This window comes from Bacillus sp. 5B6 (assembly GCF_000259405.1).
Taxonomy (GTDB): domain Bacteria; phylum Bacillota; class Bacilli; order Bacillales; family Bacillaceae; genus Bacillus; species Bacillus velezensis.
In genome coordinates this window covers 60,027-76,520 of sequence record NZ_AJST01000001.1, presented here as the reverse complement: position 1 = coordinate 76,520, position 16,494 = coordinate 60,027, and the positions used below count along the sequence as shown (strand labels likewise).

General features: G+C 46.1%; 16 protein-coding genes. 6 read left to right on the top strand and 10 right to left on the bottom strand.

The features are described from left to right. The first annotated feature begins 247 nt into the window (after positions 1 to 247). A complete protein-coding gene (gene gltP / locus MY7_RS00385) occupies positions 248 to 1,498 on the top strand; it encodes a glutamate-aspartate/proton symporter GltP (RefSeq protein ID WP_007609166.1) in 1,251 nt (416 codons plus the stop codon). 36 nt (positions 1,499 to 1,534) lie between these two features. Here gltP and trhO read toward each other — a convergent pair whose 3' ends face one another. From trhO to MY7_RS00340, 9 genes are all read right to left on the bottom strand, one after another. Next, positions 1,535 to 2,503: an oxygen-dependent tRNA uridine(34) hydroxylase TrhO gene (gene trhO / locus MY7_RS00380; RefSeq protein ID WP_007609165.1), complete on the bottom strand. Its 969-nt coding sequence runs from the start codon at positions 2,501 to 2,503 to the stop codon at positions 1,535 to 1,537. Positions 2,504 to 2,607: 104 nt separating this feature from the next. Beyond that, positions 2,608 to 2,883: a hypothetical protein gene (locus MY7_RS00375; protein WP_007409004.1), complete on the bottom strand. Its 276-nt coding sequence runs from the start codon at positions 2,881 to 2,883 to the stop codon at positions 2,608 to 2,610. Positions 2,884 to 2,925: 42 nt separating this feature from the next. Continuing rightward, positions 2,926 to 3,741 (bottom strand): phosphatidylserine decarboxylase, encoded by an 816-nt coding sequence (locus MY7_RS00370; protein WP_007409003.1) that lies wholly within the window; start codon positions 3,739 to 3,741, stop codon positions 2,926 to 2,928. Beyond that, positions 3,734 to 4,222 (bottom strand): DedA family protein, encoded by a 489-nt coding sequence (locus MY7_RS00365; RefSeq protein WP_003156711.1) that lies wholly within the window; start codon positions 4,220 to 4,222, stop codon positions 3,734 to 3,736. Before MY7_RS00365 ends, MY7_RS00370 begins: the two co-directional genes overlap by 8 nt. Next, complete coding sequence (gene pssA / locus MY7_RS00360) at positions 4,213 to 4,746, bottom strand: CDP-diacylglycerol--serine O-phosphatidyltransferase (RefSeq protein ID WP_003156712.1); 534 nt, start codon at positions 4,744 to 4,746, stop codon at positions 4,213 to 4,215. Before pssA ends, MY7_RS00365 begins: the two co-directional genes overlap by 10 nt. 478 nt (positions 4,747 to 5,224) lie before the next feature. Continuing rightward, on the bottom strand, positions 5,225 to 6,379 hold the full coding sequence (purT, locus tag MY7_RS00355) for a phosphoribosylglycinamide formyltransferase 2 (protein WP_029326099.1): 1,155 nt from the start codon (positions 6,377 to 6,379) through the stop codon (positions 5,225 to 5,227). Positions 6,380 to 6,460: 81 nt separating this feature from the next. Continuing rightward, positions 6,461 to 7,528 (bottom strand): iron-containing alcohol dehydrogenase family protein, encoded by a 1,068-nt coding sequence (locus MY7_RS00350; RefSeq protein ID WP_007609158.1) that lies wholly within the window; start codon positions 7,526 to 7,528, stop codon positions 6,461 to 6,463. Between the two features lie 72 nt (positions 7,529 to 7,600). After that, complete coding sequence (locus tag MY7_RS00345) at positions 7,601 to 8,071, bottom strand: helix-turn-helix transcriptional regulator (protein WP_029326100.1); 471 nt, start codon at positions 8,069 to 8,071, stop codon at positions 7,601 to 7,603. A 264-nt stretch (positions 8,072 to 8,335) separates the two neighbouring features. Then, a complete protein-coding gene (locus MY7_RS00340; RefSeq protein WP_007609154.1) occupies positions 8,336 to 8,779 on the bottom strand; it encodes a hypothetical protein in 444 nt (147 codons plus the stop codon). A 375-nt stretch (positions 8,780 to 9,154) separates the two neighbouring features. Between MY7_RS00340 and MY7_RS00335 the strand changes: the two genes are divergently transcribed. The 3 genes from MY7_RS00335 (at position 9,155) to hpaB (ending at position 13,422) form a co-directional block, all read left to right on the top strand. After that, the gene (locus MY7_RS00335) at positions 9,155 to 11,329 is read left to right on the top strand and encodes a glycoside hydrolase domain-containing protein (protein WP_007609146.1); all 2,175 of its coding nucleotides are present in this window, start codon (positions 9,155 to 9,157) and stop codon (positions 11,327 to 11,329) included. Positions 11,330 to 11,400: 71 nt separating this feature from the next. Then, on the top strand, positions 11,401 to 11,826 hold the full coding sequence (locus MY7_RS00330; RefSeq protein ID WP_007609143.1) for a hypothetical protein: 426 nt from the start codon (positions 11,401 to 11,403) through the stop codon (positions 11,824 to 11,826). Between the two features lie 150 nt (positions 11,827 to 11,976). Continuing rightward, positions 11,977 to 13,422 carry a 4-hydroxyphenylacetate 3-monooxygenase, oxygenase component gene (hpaB, locus tag MY7_RS00325; RefSeq protein ID WP_029326101.1) on the top strand — a complete coding sequence of 482 codons (1,446 nt, stop codon included), beginning with the start codon at positions 11,977 to 11,979 and terminating at the stop codon, positions 13,420 to 13,422. A gap of 55 nt (positions 13,423 to 13,477) precedes the next feature. On the opposite strand, the gene MY7_RS00320 is transcribed toward hpaB, so the two are convergent. Beyond that, positions 13,478 to 13,720: a DUF2651 family protein gene (locus MY7_RS00320; protein ID WP_007408994.1), complete on the bottom strand. Its 243-nt coding sequence runs from the start codon at positions 13,718 to 13,720 to the stop codon at positions 13,478 to 13,480. Positions 13,721 to 14,054: 334 nt separating this feature from the next. Between MY7_RS00320 and glpT the strand changes: the two genes are divergently transcribed. Both glpT and MY7_RS00310 read left to right on the top strand, forming a co-directional pair. Next, positions 14,055 to 15,389 (top strand): glycerol-3-phosphate transporter, encoded by a 1,335-nt coding sequence (gene glpT, locus MY7_RS00315; protein ID WP_003156725.1) that lies wholly within the window; start codon positions 14,055 to 14,057, stop codon positions 15,387 to 15,389. Positions 15,390 to 15,484: 95 nt separating this feature from the next. Further along, positions 15,485 to 16,372, top strand: coding sequence for a glycerophosphodiester phosphodiesterase (locus MY7_RS00310; RefSeq protein ID WP_007609133.1), 888 nt, complete (start codon positions 15,485 to 15,487; stop codon positions 16,370 to 16,372). Positions 16,373 to 16,494: the final 122 nt, after the last annotated feature.

Below are 16,494 nucleotides of genomic sequence, written 5' to 3'. Positions count from 1 at the left end.
TACCACTTATAAGAGGATAATTATCAAAATTTTTAATATTTTCATCAGAAATCTTTCTTTATTCTTATGCTCCTTCATTTTTTTCAATGAGGACTTTCTGTCATATTAAATGATTGCGCTTACATAATGTAAAACAATCCTTTCTATCGCACAGTCAATAATGTGACAAATTTATGGCTGATAGGAAGGTGGTTGCCGCCTGCTTCACGAATTACGTAAGAAATGCGCAAGTAAAAGGGGGATTCGCTTGAAAAAATTTATCGCATTCCAGATTTTGATCGCTTTAGCCATCGGAGCATTGATCGGCCATTTCTTCCCGGATTTCGGGATGGCGCTGCGGCCCGTCGGAGACGGATTTATCCGCCTGATTAAAATGATTGTCGTGCCGATCGTGTTTTCAACCATTGTCATCGGAGCCGCCGGCAGCGGCAGTATGAAAAAAATGGGCAGTCTCGGCATCAAAACGATTATTTGGTTCGAAGTGATTACGACGCTTGTTCTGGCGCTCGGTCTGTTTTTGGCGAACGTGCTGAAGCCGGGAGTCGGACTTAACCTTTCTCATCTTGCTAAAAAAGATATTCACGAGCTTTCCGGCTATACGGAAAAAGTAGTCGACCTGAAACAAATGCTTCTTGATATTATCCCCGTTAATATCATTGACGTTATGGCGAAAAACGATCTTCTCGCCGTCATTTTTTTCGCGATTTTATTCGGTGTTGCCGCAGCCGGCATCGGCAAAGCCTCCGCGCCTGTCATGAGTTTCTTCGAATCCACGGCAAATATTATGTTCAAGCTGACGCAGATGGTGATGGTCACCGCTCCGATCGGCGTTCTCGCCCTGATGGCCGCCTCAGTCGGACAATTCGGAATCGCGCTTTTGCTTCCGATGCTGAAGCTGATCGGCACTGTGTTCCTCGGGCTGTTCCTGATACTCTTCGTTCTGTTTCCGATCGTGGGGCTTATCTTTAAAATCAAGTACTTTGAAGTGCTGAAAATGATTTGGGATCTGTTTTTGATCGCTTTCTCCACGACAAGCACAGAAACCATTCTGCCTCAGCTGATGGATCGGATGGAGAAATACGGCTGTCCGAAGCGGGTCGTCTCCTTTGTGGTTCCGTCAGGTTTATCGCTGAACTGTGACGGCTCAAGCCTCTATTTATCGGTGTCCTGTATTTTCCTGGCGCAGGCGTTTCATGTGGAGATGCCGCTATCTCAGCAGCTTCTGATGATGCTTGTGCTCGTCATGACAAGCAAAGGCATTGCCGCCGTCCCGTCAGGCTCACTCGTCGTGCTTCTGGCGACTGCGAATGCTGTCGGTCTCCCCGCGGAAGGCGTCGCCATCATTGCCGGTGTCGACCGCGTCATGGACATGGCGAGAACCGGCGTCAACGTGCCCGGCCATGCGGTCGCCTGCATCGTCGTGTCCAAGTGGGAAAAAGCATTCAAATATAAAGGACCCGTCACGGCAGACCAGACCGCCCGGACAGAAAGTATGTAAACACAAAAAAGACCACCTCATTGGTGGTCTTTTCTATTAATCAATCGCCGCATGATCCTCTTTTTCAATCAAAGCAAGGCGTTCATTGATTTCTTCCTGAGTCATTTCGTGCTCTTTCACATACATGTTGCGTTCGTTCGTACGGCATTCGTGACTGCAGCTGCGCATGTATTTGTATTCATTCTCAGGTGTGCAGATCATTTTTTTATTACATGCCGGATTTGCGCAGTTCACATAACGCTCGCACGGCTCGCCCGTGAAATAATCTTTTCCGATGATAACGTGCTCTACGCGGTTGACCGGTACGCTGATTCTTTCGTCAAACACGTAGCACTGTCCGTCCCACAGCTGCCCTTTCACTTCAGGATCTTTACCGTAAGTGACGATACCGCCGTCAAGCTGGGACACGTCTTCAAAGCCCTTCTTCAGCAGCCAGCCGGAAAATTTCTCACAGCGTACGCCGCCTGTGCAGTACGTGAGGATTTTTTTGCCTTCAAGCATGTCTTTGTGCTCTTCAATCCAGTCCGGCAGCTCACGGAACGCCTCAATATCAGGTCTGACCGCTCCGCGGAAATGACCGAGGTCATACTCATAGTCGTTTCTGGCGTCGATCACGATCGTGTCAGGATCCTGCATTTGCTCATAAAAGTCTTTCGGTTTCAAATGCTTGCCCGTCGTGACATTCGGATCAACATCATCTTCGAGACGAAGCGTCACCAATTCTTTTTTATGGCGCACAAACATTTTGCGGAATGCATGTCCGTCAGCCTCGTCAATTTTGATCGGCATGTCAGCAAAGCGCGGATCAGCTTTCAGCGCATTCATGTATTGTTCCGTCTGTTCAACCGTTCCGGACACCGTACCGTTAATGCCTTCCTCAGAAATCAAAATACGGCCTAACAGACCGAGCTCCTTACAAAACTTCAAATGCTGAGCCGTGAACTCCTCAGGCTCATCAATCTTTACATATTTATAATAAAGTAAAACTCTATATTGTTTTTCCATGATTTATACACCCTGTTCAATTAAATTAATGATCGCACACTCTACTATATCATACAGGAAAACGGGCGAAAGATGAACATTTCCGTCCGGACTCTTTCTTCCAGTCACGCTTCGCCTTTTAAAACCTGCTGAAAATAAAACCGATACGTGTTGCGCAAAAAGGTCTCAAGCGAAAGGCCGGCCGCGGTCTGATACTTGCCGATAATAAACGGAAAACGGTCACGGCCTTTTGCCCGCAGAAGATCGGCGCTGTCTTCAGCCAGTTCTGAGATGAGCGCCTCAACGACAGGCCGGCATGCGTCCCGCACGGCTTCAAGAATTTGCTGATCCCCTGTATGCTGGTACTGCTCTATCAGCTTTGCCAAATCCTTTTCTTCCATAATGTTCACTTCCTTACACCATATAAAAAAGAGGAGCAGCTTTTATAAAGCGGACGCCTCCTCCTGTGACTCCGCATAACCGATGATCTGACCGACCTGTAATTCACGGCCTTCAGTCAGGTTATCCGAAGGGGTAAACATATCTTTCTCGAATACTAAAATAACGGTCGATCCAAATGAAAAATAGCCCAGCTCTTCCCCCGTCTCAAGCCTGTTTCCGGTGTTTGTCTGAACGATCGAGTTAATATTCATCGCACCTACCGGAATCATGAGCATCTGCTGGTCAGCACGGGTCAGCTCGTACACATAACGGTAATTTTTTGAGAGCACATCTTTCCCGTACTTCAATCCCATCGTATTAACGGGATAGGAGCGTTTCCCCAGCTCGGCCAGCTTCTGATACGTGCAGCTGACGGGAGAATGGAAGCGGTGGTAATGTCTCGGGCTCAGATAAAGCACGGCAAAACACCCGCCGTTATACTTGTGATCGGCGCTTTTAAACCCCGTCAGTTCGGCGAACGAATAATCCTTCCCTTTTACCATGAAAGTTTGATTGGGTTTAATCATGCCAACCGTCTGAACGACGCCGTCCACCGGGCTGACGATGGCGTTCTTCTCTTTTGCCACGGGGCGGAGATTCAAATTAATATCACGAATGAAAAATGACGCCAGTGAATCAAAGTCAGAAGCCGTGCGTTCCGTTTCATTCCAGTTGATGCGATAGTGTTTGGAAAACAGCGGAATCATCGGCTTGCTCAGTTTCGATTCACAGAAGTTTTTAATGAGATAAGACGTCAATCGATTATTAGTCAGTTCAATCAATGAACGGTAAAGAACTTTAGCGGCAGTATTAAACATTGATTACTCCTATGAATTTTCCTATAGTAATAAAAATAAAACACCATAAAAACGCTCCGATGGCGGCGAAGCATAAGTAGGTTTTGAATTCCATTCTGCCGATTCCGGAAAAGTAGCAGGTCACGTGTCTGATGCCGGGGATGAAATAACCTAAAATAATGGTGTACGGCCCGTATTTCTTCATCCACCTGTCTACTTTCTCCATCCTCTTTTCCTTCAGACCGACCCATTTTCCGAACTTATTAATAAACGGCCGGCCGGCTTTTCTGCCGATGAAGTAGCTGATAATCATCCCAAGGAGCGCTCCGATAAAGCTGATCAGAATGGAGAGCCCGTAATTCAGCACGTTTAAATGAGCGAAGTAGCCCACAAGCGTCATCATGACTTCATCCGGAATTGGCAATCCGATAATACCGAGTGTCAGCATAAGAAAAATCGCGATATATCCGTAATCGGATATTAATTGCTGAACTAATTCCATCTTCTGCTCTCCAGGTTTTCAGGCGCCTGTTTTTTAAAGTGCGGAAATTTAATGTTGCTGACCATTAAATAACCGAGCGCGATCGTTCCCGCCCCCAGAAGAAAAGCGTTATTGATAAAGCTCAAAATGACAAGACACATACCCGCAAACGGAATCGGCATCCCGATAAACGTCGGCAGCTTGCTTTGTTCAATATTAAATCTGGAAAGACGGATCATCCCGCAGATGCTGTAGGAAAGCGCGATTAAAATTCCGATGAACGGAAGCGTATATAGTGAAACACTGTAAGCGAGCATGGACGGCGCTACGCCGAACGTCACGAGATCAGCAAAAGAGTCAAGCTCCCTTCCCATTTCCGATACCGCGTTCAGCTTACGAGCGGCCAAACCGTCAAAGAAATCAAGAAACATCCCGGTGAAAATAAAGATCACCGCAGAGTGTATATTATGATACAAAAGGGAATGAATCGATAAGAGCCCGCAAATGAAATTTCCAATTGTAATCATACTAGGTATATAATTCACAGTTTACACAAACCTCCAATTAAAACCATATCAAATCGGACTGCGTATGCATAAAGACTCCATTTTACGGAAACATAAAATGGAATTCTTTCAATGCTATCATTCAAATTCTTTTATTATACAGCATTTGGTGTTATTTGAACAATCTAATCTGGTGATTTTTGTTTTTTCGCCGTTCATATTAAGGTAAGCAATCATGGTTTCCTCTATTCCGGATTGCCCTGCTTAAATATTCCATGCTGCGATCCGGATTGTCCGTTCTTGATGAATGAAAAGCCGTATGATGTATTGTTATTTCCTTCTCCGTGAAATGAGAACATTACATATAACGATTGCGGACATAAAAAGTTTCAAGAATTAAAAAAGCCGGCACAAAACGGCCTCATACATTATCTCACAACCCCGTTTTCCAGTATATAGTCTGTCCAAACAAAAAAGGCGCCTTACCATTACGGTAAAAACGCCTTTTAAGATCATTTTATGTAATTGATAAATGACTGAGTGCTTCAGCCGCTCTTTCTCTGGCCACTTCAACGGTCTCGGCTGCAGAAAGCGCAACCGCCATACGGCGTCCTACTTTCGTGACGGGTTTACCGAATACGCGGACCTGAGTGCTTTTTACCGCCAAAGCCTTCTCCACACCTTCAACCGCATAATCAGCAAGCTCTTTTGGCGCCTTCAGCGGACGGCTTGCCCCCGGCGACAGCTGAGTGATTTCCGGAATCGGGAATCCCAATACCGCGCGGACATGCAGCGCAAACTCTGACAAATTTTGCGTCACAAGCGTAACGAGCCCTGTATCATGCGGACGGGGAGACACCTCGCTGAAATATACTTTATCTTCAGTAAGGAAAAGCTCCACCCCGAACAAACCGTATCCGCCGAGCTCGTCCGTTATGCTTTTCGCAATGTGTTTCGCCTTTTTGATCTGCTGTTCCGTCATATGATGAGGCTGCCATGATTCAATATAGTCACCGTCTTTTTGTTCATGTCCGATCGGCGCGCAAAAGGATGTACCGTTCGCCGCGCGCACTGTCAGAAGAGTGATTTCTGATTCAAACGGAATGAATTCCTCAACGATGACCCGGCCGTTTTTCACTCGGCCGCCTTCCATCGCCATGTCCCAGCAGCTTTTCAGCCCGGAAGCCGAGCGGCACACGCTTTGCCCTTTTCCGGAAGAGCTCATCAGCGGTTTTACCACGCACGGAAAGCCGATTGTTTCCGCCGCTTCTTTAAATTCTTCATATGTATTCGCGAATTCATAGCCGGCAGTCGGAAGATGAAGCGTCTCTGCCGCAAGCCGTCTGATGCCTTCACGGTCCATCGTCAGCTTTGCCGCACGCGCATTCGGAATGACGTGAAAACCTTCTTCCTCAAGCTTCAGCAGCTCATCCGTCGCAATGGCTTCCACTTCCGGCACGATCAAGTCCGGTTTTTCTTTCTCAATGACTTCTCTGACCTGCGCTTTATCAAGCATATCAATCACATAGCTTTTGTGCGCGGCCTGCATGGCGGGAGCATGCTCATAGCTGTCAACGGCTACAGTGACAACCCCGAGCCGCTGCGCTTCAATGACGACTTCTTTCCCCAGCTCGCCTGATCCTAATAACAACATCTTCTTAGCCTGATACATGTCCTTTGGCCCCTCCCTTTCTATACCCCACTCATTATAACGGAAATATTCAAAAAATAAAGACAAGATAGATGACAAGCTCTATCCTGTCTTTTGCGCTGATTCGAGCGATTCAATCGCAGCTGACACGTCCTTCTCGCGATGTTGTCCCATTAAGCATAACGATTCTTCCGCCCGGCAGGCGTGAGAAGCAATACGGCGCTTGGTTTCCTCATGGTTGTCAAGGATGCCGAGATCACAGAGACTGACGGGGAAACCGAGCCGGCGGTAAAACGGAAGCAGCTCTTCAATCTCATGTCTCCGATTCTCAAGCGCAAGCTGCACCAATATGCCGTAAGCAACCTTCTGACCGTGCAGCACCTGATGTGTCTCCTGAATAAAGCTGAGTCCGTTGTGGACCGCATGCGCCCCTGCCATCCTGCACAAACGGCCCCCATACCCGCCGACCGTTCCCGCGAGCATAATAATCGTTTCCGCCGTCTGGATGAACGGTACTGACAGCTCACCTTTCTCCATGCTTACGACGGCTGCTTCACTGTAACGCAATAACAGATCACGGATATATTCCGCCTGCCTCAGCCCCGCCTGAGCCATCAGCGGCGCCGTCCCCGTATTTCTGATGACCGCTTCGGCCTCATACCATTTCGCCAGCGTATCACCGATCCCGCTTTTCATATATTCAATGGGAGAGGAAAGCAAAAACAGCGGATCAACAAGCGTCAAATAGCTTGAACGCTTATGATAATCCACTCTGATAAAATTGCCGCTCTCATCATACATGACACTTAACGGCGTACTTGCCGCACACGTCCCCGCAATGGAAGGAACCATCACAGCTTCAATATCAAGCCGGTCTGCCGCCGCTTTTGCCAAATCCAAAATCGTGCCGCCTCCGATACCGATGATCACATCCGCGTCTTCCGCCTGCTCACAGACCTTACGCACCGCCTCAGGTGAACAGTATCCTTTATGCTGAATCACATCCCAGGAAGAACCGCCGCTGTAATCGGAGAACGCCTGATAGGATTTGATTCCGGTCACAATAACGGGTTTTCTGAATGTCTCCAGCAGCCCTGGAAGTTCTTTTGCGATTCCTTCCTTGCATATGTACTGGTTCGGGCCGCTTCGGACGATATCTTCAGGCTTCATTCGAATCTCTCCTTTGGCTGGAATTTATATATATTTTCCCACTTGTCAGAAAATACATCAACCGGAGGTGCGTCAGCGCTTCGCTTCTTCCGCCTCCAAGAACAGCTCATCAAGCCGCTCCAAAGCCTCTGCCTTTTCAAAACTGCTGAACCACAGATCATCATAGGAATCAAGGATGCGGTAATGGTGGGAAATCAAATGCTGCTGCAAGCGGAACTCGCCTTTTTTCTCGATGGCTTTCCACCACACCTTGCCGCCCATCGTCTTCCCCTTCGGCCTGTCAATTGTGCGGTGAGCAACCGTTTCAATGACCTCCAGCGGATCATCTCCTAATACGGATTGCAGTGTTTCACTTGATCTGAAAAGCGCGCAAACCGCCACAACGTGCGGCCATTCCGCAAGCGCCCGCCCTTTCTCAATCTGCACCAGCGCCTTTTTAGAAAGGCCGATCACATCCGCCATTTTCTCCTGTGTGTAGCCTCTCTCCGACCGAATTTTCTTCAGCTGGACTGAGACAAGCTCAGTCATATAATCTTGATCCATCTCAACCTCCATATTTATCAATATAGCCATTTTACACCGCGGCACGCCTTTTTTATATCAGAACATTTTCAAACGAATCAAAAGAACCCGGGACTGGCTTATCATTGAAGCGATGTACCTTTCCGCATAATCCAGAATGATGCGGTGAAATACAAACGTACGCCCGAAGAGACAGGCGCGGGCTCCCTGGCGGTTGAGCTCCGGAGAAAATAAAAAGCTGCCGCAGCAGCAGCAGCTAAAACTTTATAGACCGGAAAATCGGCATTATGAAGCGAATACAATCCATCTTGCACTATAATTGACACGTTTTTTCGAACCCTGATTGACCAATTTAAATCTGTATGAATCTCCTTTTTTTAACGAAGGTGTTTCAAAATAAGTCGTTCCGTTTTTCTTTGCATTGGCGGTTTTTATTGTTTTCCAGGCACCTTTGCCGTTGACTTGCTTTTGGACGTATATTTTATACGTGCCCTTCCCTTTACTGTTGGATTTAAAAGTCACGGCTCTCAAGCTGTACTTTTTTGTCGTTTTAGTGAATTTAGGATGATATGTATTGATCACATAGTTAGTGAAATACCCGCTTTTATAAGTATGAAGCCAGTCTTTAGCCTCTGCTTTTTGCGGAGAAGAAAAACCCATAAAACCAATTCCGCTTATTAAAAGAGTAAAAATAATGATGAGCGACTTAAAAATCTTTTTGCTTTTCATCCAGAAAACCCTTCCTTCCTGTAACTATTTACCCTATTTATGTTAATGACAATATAGCCAATCATAAATCCGTCCAACTAACCATTTTGACTGCAGGAAGAGATGTGAACAGCCCTTAAAATGACTATATGACTACTACTTATGATTCTTGTTATTTTTGATTAAGTGATAAAGTTACTTTAAACCGCTATCCATTTTGTTGTTTTTGTATCAATTGTCATATCGAGGTCTTTTCCTATCAATGCCTCTCTTTCGGCGTTTGTTCTGCGGCTGTATGATGGGGCTCTCCTTGGATAAACCTCTGCACCCATGACAAACTGTCATACGTTTGCCACCTATGAATGAACGCACACTACACCTAATGGAGGGATTGCAATGGACGAAATGGTCCTGGAAACACAACAATGGCTGAATGAAACGTACAAAGGCAGACACGGGTACAACAAAGTACCGGAAAACGGAAAAACGGGCTGGGATACCATTTACGGTCTGACACGGGCGCTTCAAATTGAACTTGGTATTTCAGAACCTGCCGATAACTTCGGCCCGACGACACAAAGATTGTTTAAGCCGTTGAAAAAGCAGGCTCCCGATTCTAAGCCGGCAAACATGAATTACATTCTGCAAGGGGCGCTGTGGTGTAAAGGTTTTAACCCCGGCGGATTTTCAGGCGTTTTCTATGAAAATACCGAAAACGCTGTAAAAGAGTTTCAAAAAGCGGCCGGGCTCACTAAGCAAGACGGCATCGTCACGGCACTCATTATGAAGGCCTTGCTGGATATGAGCGCTTTTCGGTTAGTAGCGGGAGGCGACAAAAAAATCCGCCAAATCCAGCAGAACCTGAACCGGGATTACAATGACTACATCGGCTTGATGCCTTGTGACGGCTTATATGCCCGCGATACAAACAAGGCTCTCATTTATGCCCTGCAAAAAGAAGAAGGCATGAGCACAAGCGTCGCCAATGGATTTTTCGGGAACGGAACGACCAGCTTATGTCCTACCTTGACTCCCGGCGATTCACGGACAGGCTTTGTTTTGATTGTTCAATACGCGCTTTACTGTAATGGGGAAGCGTTTGATCCCGGTGAATTCGACGGAAAATACGGCGTCGGAGTTGTATCGGCAGTGAAAGCTTTCCAAAAGTTTATGTGCCTGCCGCAGACTGGTTATGCGGACATGCCGACGATTAAAGCTTTATTATCAAGCTCAGGCGACACAACCCGGGCTGCTTCAGCTTGTGACACCGCTGCCATTTTGACGGCAGATACGGCCAAAACTTTACGTGAGAATGGCTATAAAATCGTGGGAAGATATCTGACCGGAAATGTGCGGACAAGCAGCGGACTGACATCGAAGGCGTTGACGTCAAAAGAACTCTCCACTATTTTCAATGCCGGCTTAAGCGTGTTTCCGATTTATCAGGACGGCGGCTATGAATCTTCTTATTTTGTAAAAGACCAAGGAACGAGAGATGCGTACAGCGCTGCATCAGCCGCCCGAAGATTAGGCTTCCCGTCAGGAACGACCATTTACTTTGCCGTCGATTTCGATGCGTATGATTATGAAGTCACAGATAAAATCATCCCTTACTTTCAAGAAATCAAGTCAGCTTTTATGAAAATGCAGGCGTTCTCAACTGCGCCGAAATATGAAATCGGGGTATACGGACCGAGAAACATTTGTATCCGGACGTCAGAAGCAGGTCTGACCAAATATAGTTTTACGGCTAACATGTCGACCGGATTCAGCGGCAACCTCGGATACCCGATGCCGAAAAACTGGGCTTTTGATCAATTTTATGAAGGAACGATCGGAAGCGGAGCGGGAAAAGTCGCCATTGACAAAGACGGATACTCCGGAAAAGACTCAGGTGTAAGCAGCGTCCATCCGCCTTCTGATCCTGTGTATGATGCAAGACTGCGCACACTGACGGACATTTTAACAACCATTCCTGCTTTAGAAAATATATCGAATCTTGCGAATGCCATGTTTGAATTCGACAAGACAGAAACCATTTATGCATCACCTGAAATGGATATTCTTTTATCTACTTCACTTTTGGCAACAGTGCCAAGCGAAGGTTCTCCCAACACAGTTACCATTACAAATGGCAAACCGGGAGCTTATATTACCGGTCTGATGGGAGATTCACAAGTCTCTTTTACAGCATCACAAATTGATTCCTATCAAAACCTGCTTAACAGTCTGAGCTTGTCAGTCCGCAACGGTTATTTAGAAGTGTATGTCAATCCGGCTGCGGGATCGCTGAATATTCAATTTAAAATTTATACACCTGATATTCCGGTCGGTGACAGTGCTACAACTGGACTAACAACTACCATTACATTTAAAATAAAACAAAAGAGTTTCAGGTTGCCGGATTCCGAAGAGGTGTACTCCCCGGATTGGGATTCTGTCGTGAATACCATGGCTATTGCAGGCGCAGGAATTATTGTTATTGTAGGGATCGGTGCTTTAGTCGTTTTAGCACCTGAATTAGGAGGAGCTGCAGCCTTGTTCCGCACGGTTTTATCACTATTTCTATAATTGAACAGGCAGCTCCTTGCTCCAGGAATGCTCAATGAGTATTCTTGGAGTTATTTTTAAGGAGGATTCGCATGAAGATTGATATGCAGACATACAAGGAAACCGTTCAAAAAATAGAAACCGATTTGATTCCGCGAAGTCAAAATGACGAAGAACTGCTTACATACTTAATGAAACAAGATTCGCTCACACTGAATCAAATAAAAATGTGTTTCACTGAACCGCCCCTCACCTTCCAACATACTGTCAAAATTGTATGTACAGTCACATTCATCACGTTATATATCTTTTTTTTCAGCACTCATTTTAATGAATTGATTGAAATGGCTCTGCAGATGGTTTTCGGCCTGGCCGGCCTTGTTTGGATTATTGCTGTATTTCCGTTTTCAAGAAAAATCCAAGTGTCTGACCGTTTCAGACAAAAATCTGAAAACACCCGTATCACCGGAATGATAGACTTTGTCCTCGAACAACGATACAAAGACATGATCAGTTAAAAACCCCTCTGCTTAAGGGGTTTTTTTATTATGCAAACCCTTCCCCCCCCTTATCAGAAAAGGCTCTTCCCCTTTGGAAATAACCGGAACACCCAATTTCGTTTTCAATATAATGAGGTAGTGGATCTGCAAAGAAAGAAGGGCGACATGATGGGTATCATTAATGGAAAAATGTTCATTGACCGATTAAATCAGCTTGGAAATGAGATTTGGCTCGATGGTGAAAAGATCGAGGGACAGATTTCTGAACATCCCGCATTTAAGGGCCTTCTGGAAACGAAGCGCTCTCTTTATGATTTGCAAACGAAACCGGACATGAAAGATCAAATGACTTACAGTCTTCCCGGTAAAAAAGAACGGGCCGGGCTTTCATACCTGCAGCCGAAAACGAAAGAAGACGTAAAAAGAAGAAGAAACATGTTCGAACATTGGGCCAGACACACGCACGGAATGATGGGTCGAAGCCCGGATTATATGAATACCGTGCTGATGAGCTTCGCCTCCTCCGCCGCGCTTTTGAAAGACCGCGAGCATTGTTTTCCGGAACATGTTCAAGCGCTGTACGAACGGGCTGCTGCTCAGGATCTTTCTTTTACGCACACGTTTATCACCCCTCAGGTGAATCGTTCACAAATGGGTGTAAACGTATCGCCGACACCTATCTCGGCAAAAGTCGTCGATAAAAATGAAAAAGGCCTCATCATACACGGCGCCCGGATTTTAGCCACACAAGGCGGCCTGACGGATGAAGTGCTCGTGGTTTCTCTGCCTAAAATGTATTTTGAATCGGATGAAGCGTTCGCTTTTTCAATCCCTTCCAATACAAAGGGAGTAAAATTCATCTGCAGGGAATCTTTCGTACTCGGAAAATCAGCGTTTGATTATCCGCTCAGCTCAAGATATGAAGAAATGGATTCTATCGTTGTATTTGATCACGTTTTGGTCCCTTGGGAACGCGTATTTTTTTATAATAATTACGAGGCGGCTTTTGATTTTAATATGAAAAGCTCTTTTAACGCCTTCGCATTTCATCAAGTTATCACGAGACAAATTGTAAAGACGGAGTTTCTCCTGGGCCTCGCCCAAACGCTTGTCGAAGCGATAGATGTGGGCGAATATCAGCATATTCAGGCTAAGATGGCTGAAATCATCACCGGTCTGGAAACGATGAAAGCCCTTTTGGAAAAGTCGGAGAATGATGCGGAAACAGATGAATGGGGTTATATGCGTCCGAGTGTCGCTCCGCTTCGTGTGGTCAGCGCGATTTTTCCCGATATCTACCCGCGCTTCACGGAAATCATTCAGCTGATCGGAGCAAGCGGAATGGTGACTTTGCCGACTGAAAAAGCGTTCCGTTCTGACATCAGAGGAGACCTTGACCAATATTTGCAGGCGGCCGAATTGAACGCTGAAGACCGGGTAAAAGTGTTCCGCCTCGCATGGGATTTGACCATGAGCCCCTTCGGAACAAGACAGACACAATATGAGCGGTACTTCTTCGGTGACCCCGTCCGCTTAGCCAGCCATCTGTACAGAAGCTACCCGAAAGAAGAACAGACCGCGGTCATCAAGGAATTCCTGCACATTCATAAATAAAACAAAGCAGAGAGCGCATCTCTGCTTTTGATAGCTGGATCGGCTGCCGCCGATCCTATTTTTTATTTTGGCTGATCACCACCATCGTAATATGCGATAACGCGAAAGAGACAAGCGTATACACAACGGCCCACCCGATAAACGAGAAATTCAATACGGTAAAGGTGCATATAAGGCAAACGGCCAAAGCGGCAGCCGGCATAATGAACGCGTTTTTAAACAAATATGTTCCGGCGACTGACAAGATGATGATACAAAGCGGCAGAACACCGAACGCAAAATCCAATTCATCAATCAACAGATGCACTCCCTTCGCTTTTCTTAGTTCGGCCTAACACATCTTATGCCTGAGTACAAAATCGAGTACTTCAAATCTTTCGCTCTCCGGCTGATATTCCCTCCGGTTATTTATTCAAAAAAATGAAAACTTTCCTTAAAGCGTTTACATTCACGTCAGACTGTGATAATTTAAGAAAGCGCTATCATACACAAGTTAATGATTTTTGGATGGAGATGAGGAGAACCAGGAAACCCTGCCCTTTTACAAGGGTGATTTCTGGTTCTTTTTGTCATTTTCAAGGAAAGGAGTCATACATACATCATGATAGACGTTCAGCAAAGGGGAGGATATGATGTTTCAATTGTTTAAGCCGGCTCCGCATATTGAGAGATTGGATGATTCAAAGACGGATGCGGCCTATAAACGGCTCAGGCTGCAAGTATTTTTGGGGATTTTCATCGGGTATGCCGGGTATTATTTGCTTCGCAAAAACTTTGCCTTCGCTATTCCTTATTTTCAGGAACAAGGGTTTTCAAAAGGGGAACTTGGCTTGGTGCTTGCGGCCGTATCAATCGCTTACGGCTTCAGTAAATTTATTATGGGGATGGTGTCTGACCGCTGCAACCCGAGATATTTCCTTGCGACAGGTCTGTTTTTGTCAGGTGTCGTAAACATTTTATTTGTTTCCATGCCGTGGGTCACGTCAAGCGTGACGATTATGTTCATTTTTATGTTTATTAACGGATGGTTTCAAGGAATGGGCTGGCCGCCTTGCGGACGGACGATGGCTCATTGGTTTTCCATCAGTGAACGCGGAACGAAAATGTCGATATGGAATGTCGCCCATAATATAGGCGGAGGTATTCTCGCCCCGCTCGTGACTCTCGGCATCGCCATGTTTGTTACTTGGAAAAGCGTATTTTTCTTTCCGGCGATTATCGCCATCGTCATTTCATTTGTGATTGTTCTTCTCGTTCGGGACACGCCGCAATCCTGCGGGCTTCCGCCGATTGAAGAATACCGGAATGACTATCCGAAACATGCGTTCAAAGACCAGGAAAAAGAGATGACGACCAAAGAAATTCTTTTCAAATACGTGCTGAATAATAAATTTCTGTGGTATATCGCATTTGCCAATGTGTTTGTTTATTTCGTGCGGTACGGAGTCGTTGACTGGGCTCCGACTTATTTGACGGAAGCGAAAGGATTCTCGCCTGAAGACTCCAGATGGTCTTATTTCCTTTATGAATATGCGGGAATTCCGGGAACGATTTTGTGCGGCTGGATCAGCGACCGGTTTTTCAAAAGCCGCCGCGCGCCGGCAGGCGTACTGTTCATGGCCGGCGTATTTATCGCTGTATTGGTCTACTGGCTTAACCCTGCCGGTCATCCGCTCATCGATAATATCGCGCTGATCAGCATCGGCTTCTTAATCTATGGACCTGTCATGCTGATCGGGCTTCAGGCCATTGACCTTGCGCCTAAAAAAGCGGCGGGAACGGCAGCCGGCTTAACCGGGTTTTTCGGCTACATCGGAGGCTCTGCTTTCGCCAACGCCATCATGGGTTATGTCGTAGACCGCTTTGACTGGAACGGCGGCTTTATCATGCTTATCTCCTCATGCGTGCTGTCCATCGTCTTCTTGGCTATGACGTGGAATACGGGCAAGCGGGCGGAGCATGTGTAAGAAAACAACATAAAAGATTAATATTTTTGCAGTACAGCATTTACAACGATTTTCTACACTAGAGACAGATATTGATTTTTAAGGGGGAAGAAAACATGCGGAAACATAAATTGTTTGCTTTGGTATTGCTTTCACTCGGTTTATTGTCATTCATCGTCACGCCTGTATCGGCAGCGGGAAAAGGAAACCTCTTGTCTCCTGACAGAATTTTGACCATTGCCCATCGCGGTGCTTCGGGGTATGTCCCGGAGCACACGATCCTTTCTTATGAAACTGCGCAAAAAATGAAGGCTGACTATATTGAGCTGGATTTACAAATGACAAAAGACGGCAAGCTGATCGTCATGCATGATGAAAAACTGGACCGCACCACAAACGGACAAGGCTGGGTGAAGGATCATACATTAGCCGAGATTCAAAAGCTCGACGCCGGCTCTTGGTTCAATAAGGCCTATCCGGAAAAAGCAAAACCGCAATACGCCGGACTTCGCGTTCCCACACTTGATGACGTGTTAAAACGGTTCGGCAGACATGCAAACTATTATATTGAAACAAAGGCGCCCGAAACATATCCGGGTATGGAAGAAAAACTGATCGCTTCACTGAAAAAATACAAATTGGCAGGTAAGCATGCGAAACTTGGACAAGTTATCATTCAGTCTTTCAGCAAGGACAGCCTTCTGAAAATCAAACAGCTCGATCCGAAACTTCCCGCCGTCCAATTGCTTGAAGCGGAACAGATGACGTCAATGACTGACGCAGATTTAACAGACATTAAAACATATGCCGTCGGAATCGGACCGGATTACAAAGCGCTGAACGCTCAAAATGTCCGAAACATTCGCAGCCACGGCCTTCTGCTTCACCCTTATACCGTAAACAGCGAGGCGGACATGCGCCGTCTGCTGAATTGGGGCGTAACCGGTGTGTTTACCAACTATGCGGATATATTTCAAAAGGTCAAAAAAGAATACAAATCATAAAACCAGCATGGGTTCGGAGATGATGCCGAACCCATGTTTTTGCCCGATAATGCAAACGCCATCATGTTATGTAGCGGGCGGAGCATGTTATTAAAGCTTACATTCACCTTTATATTAATTAA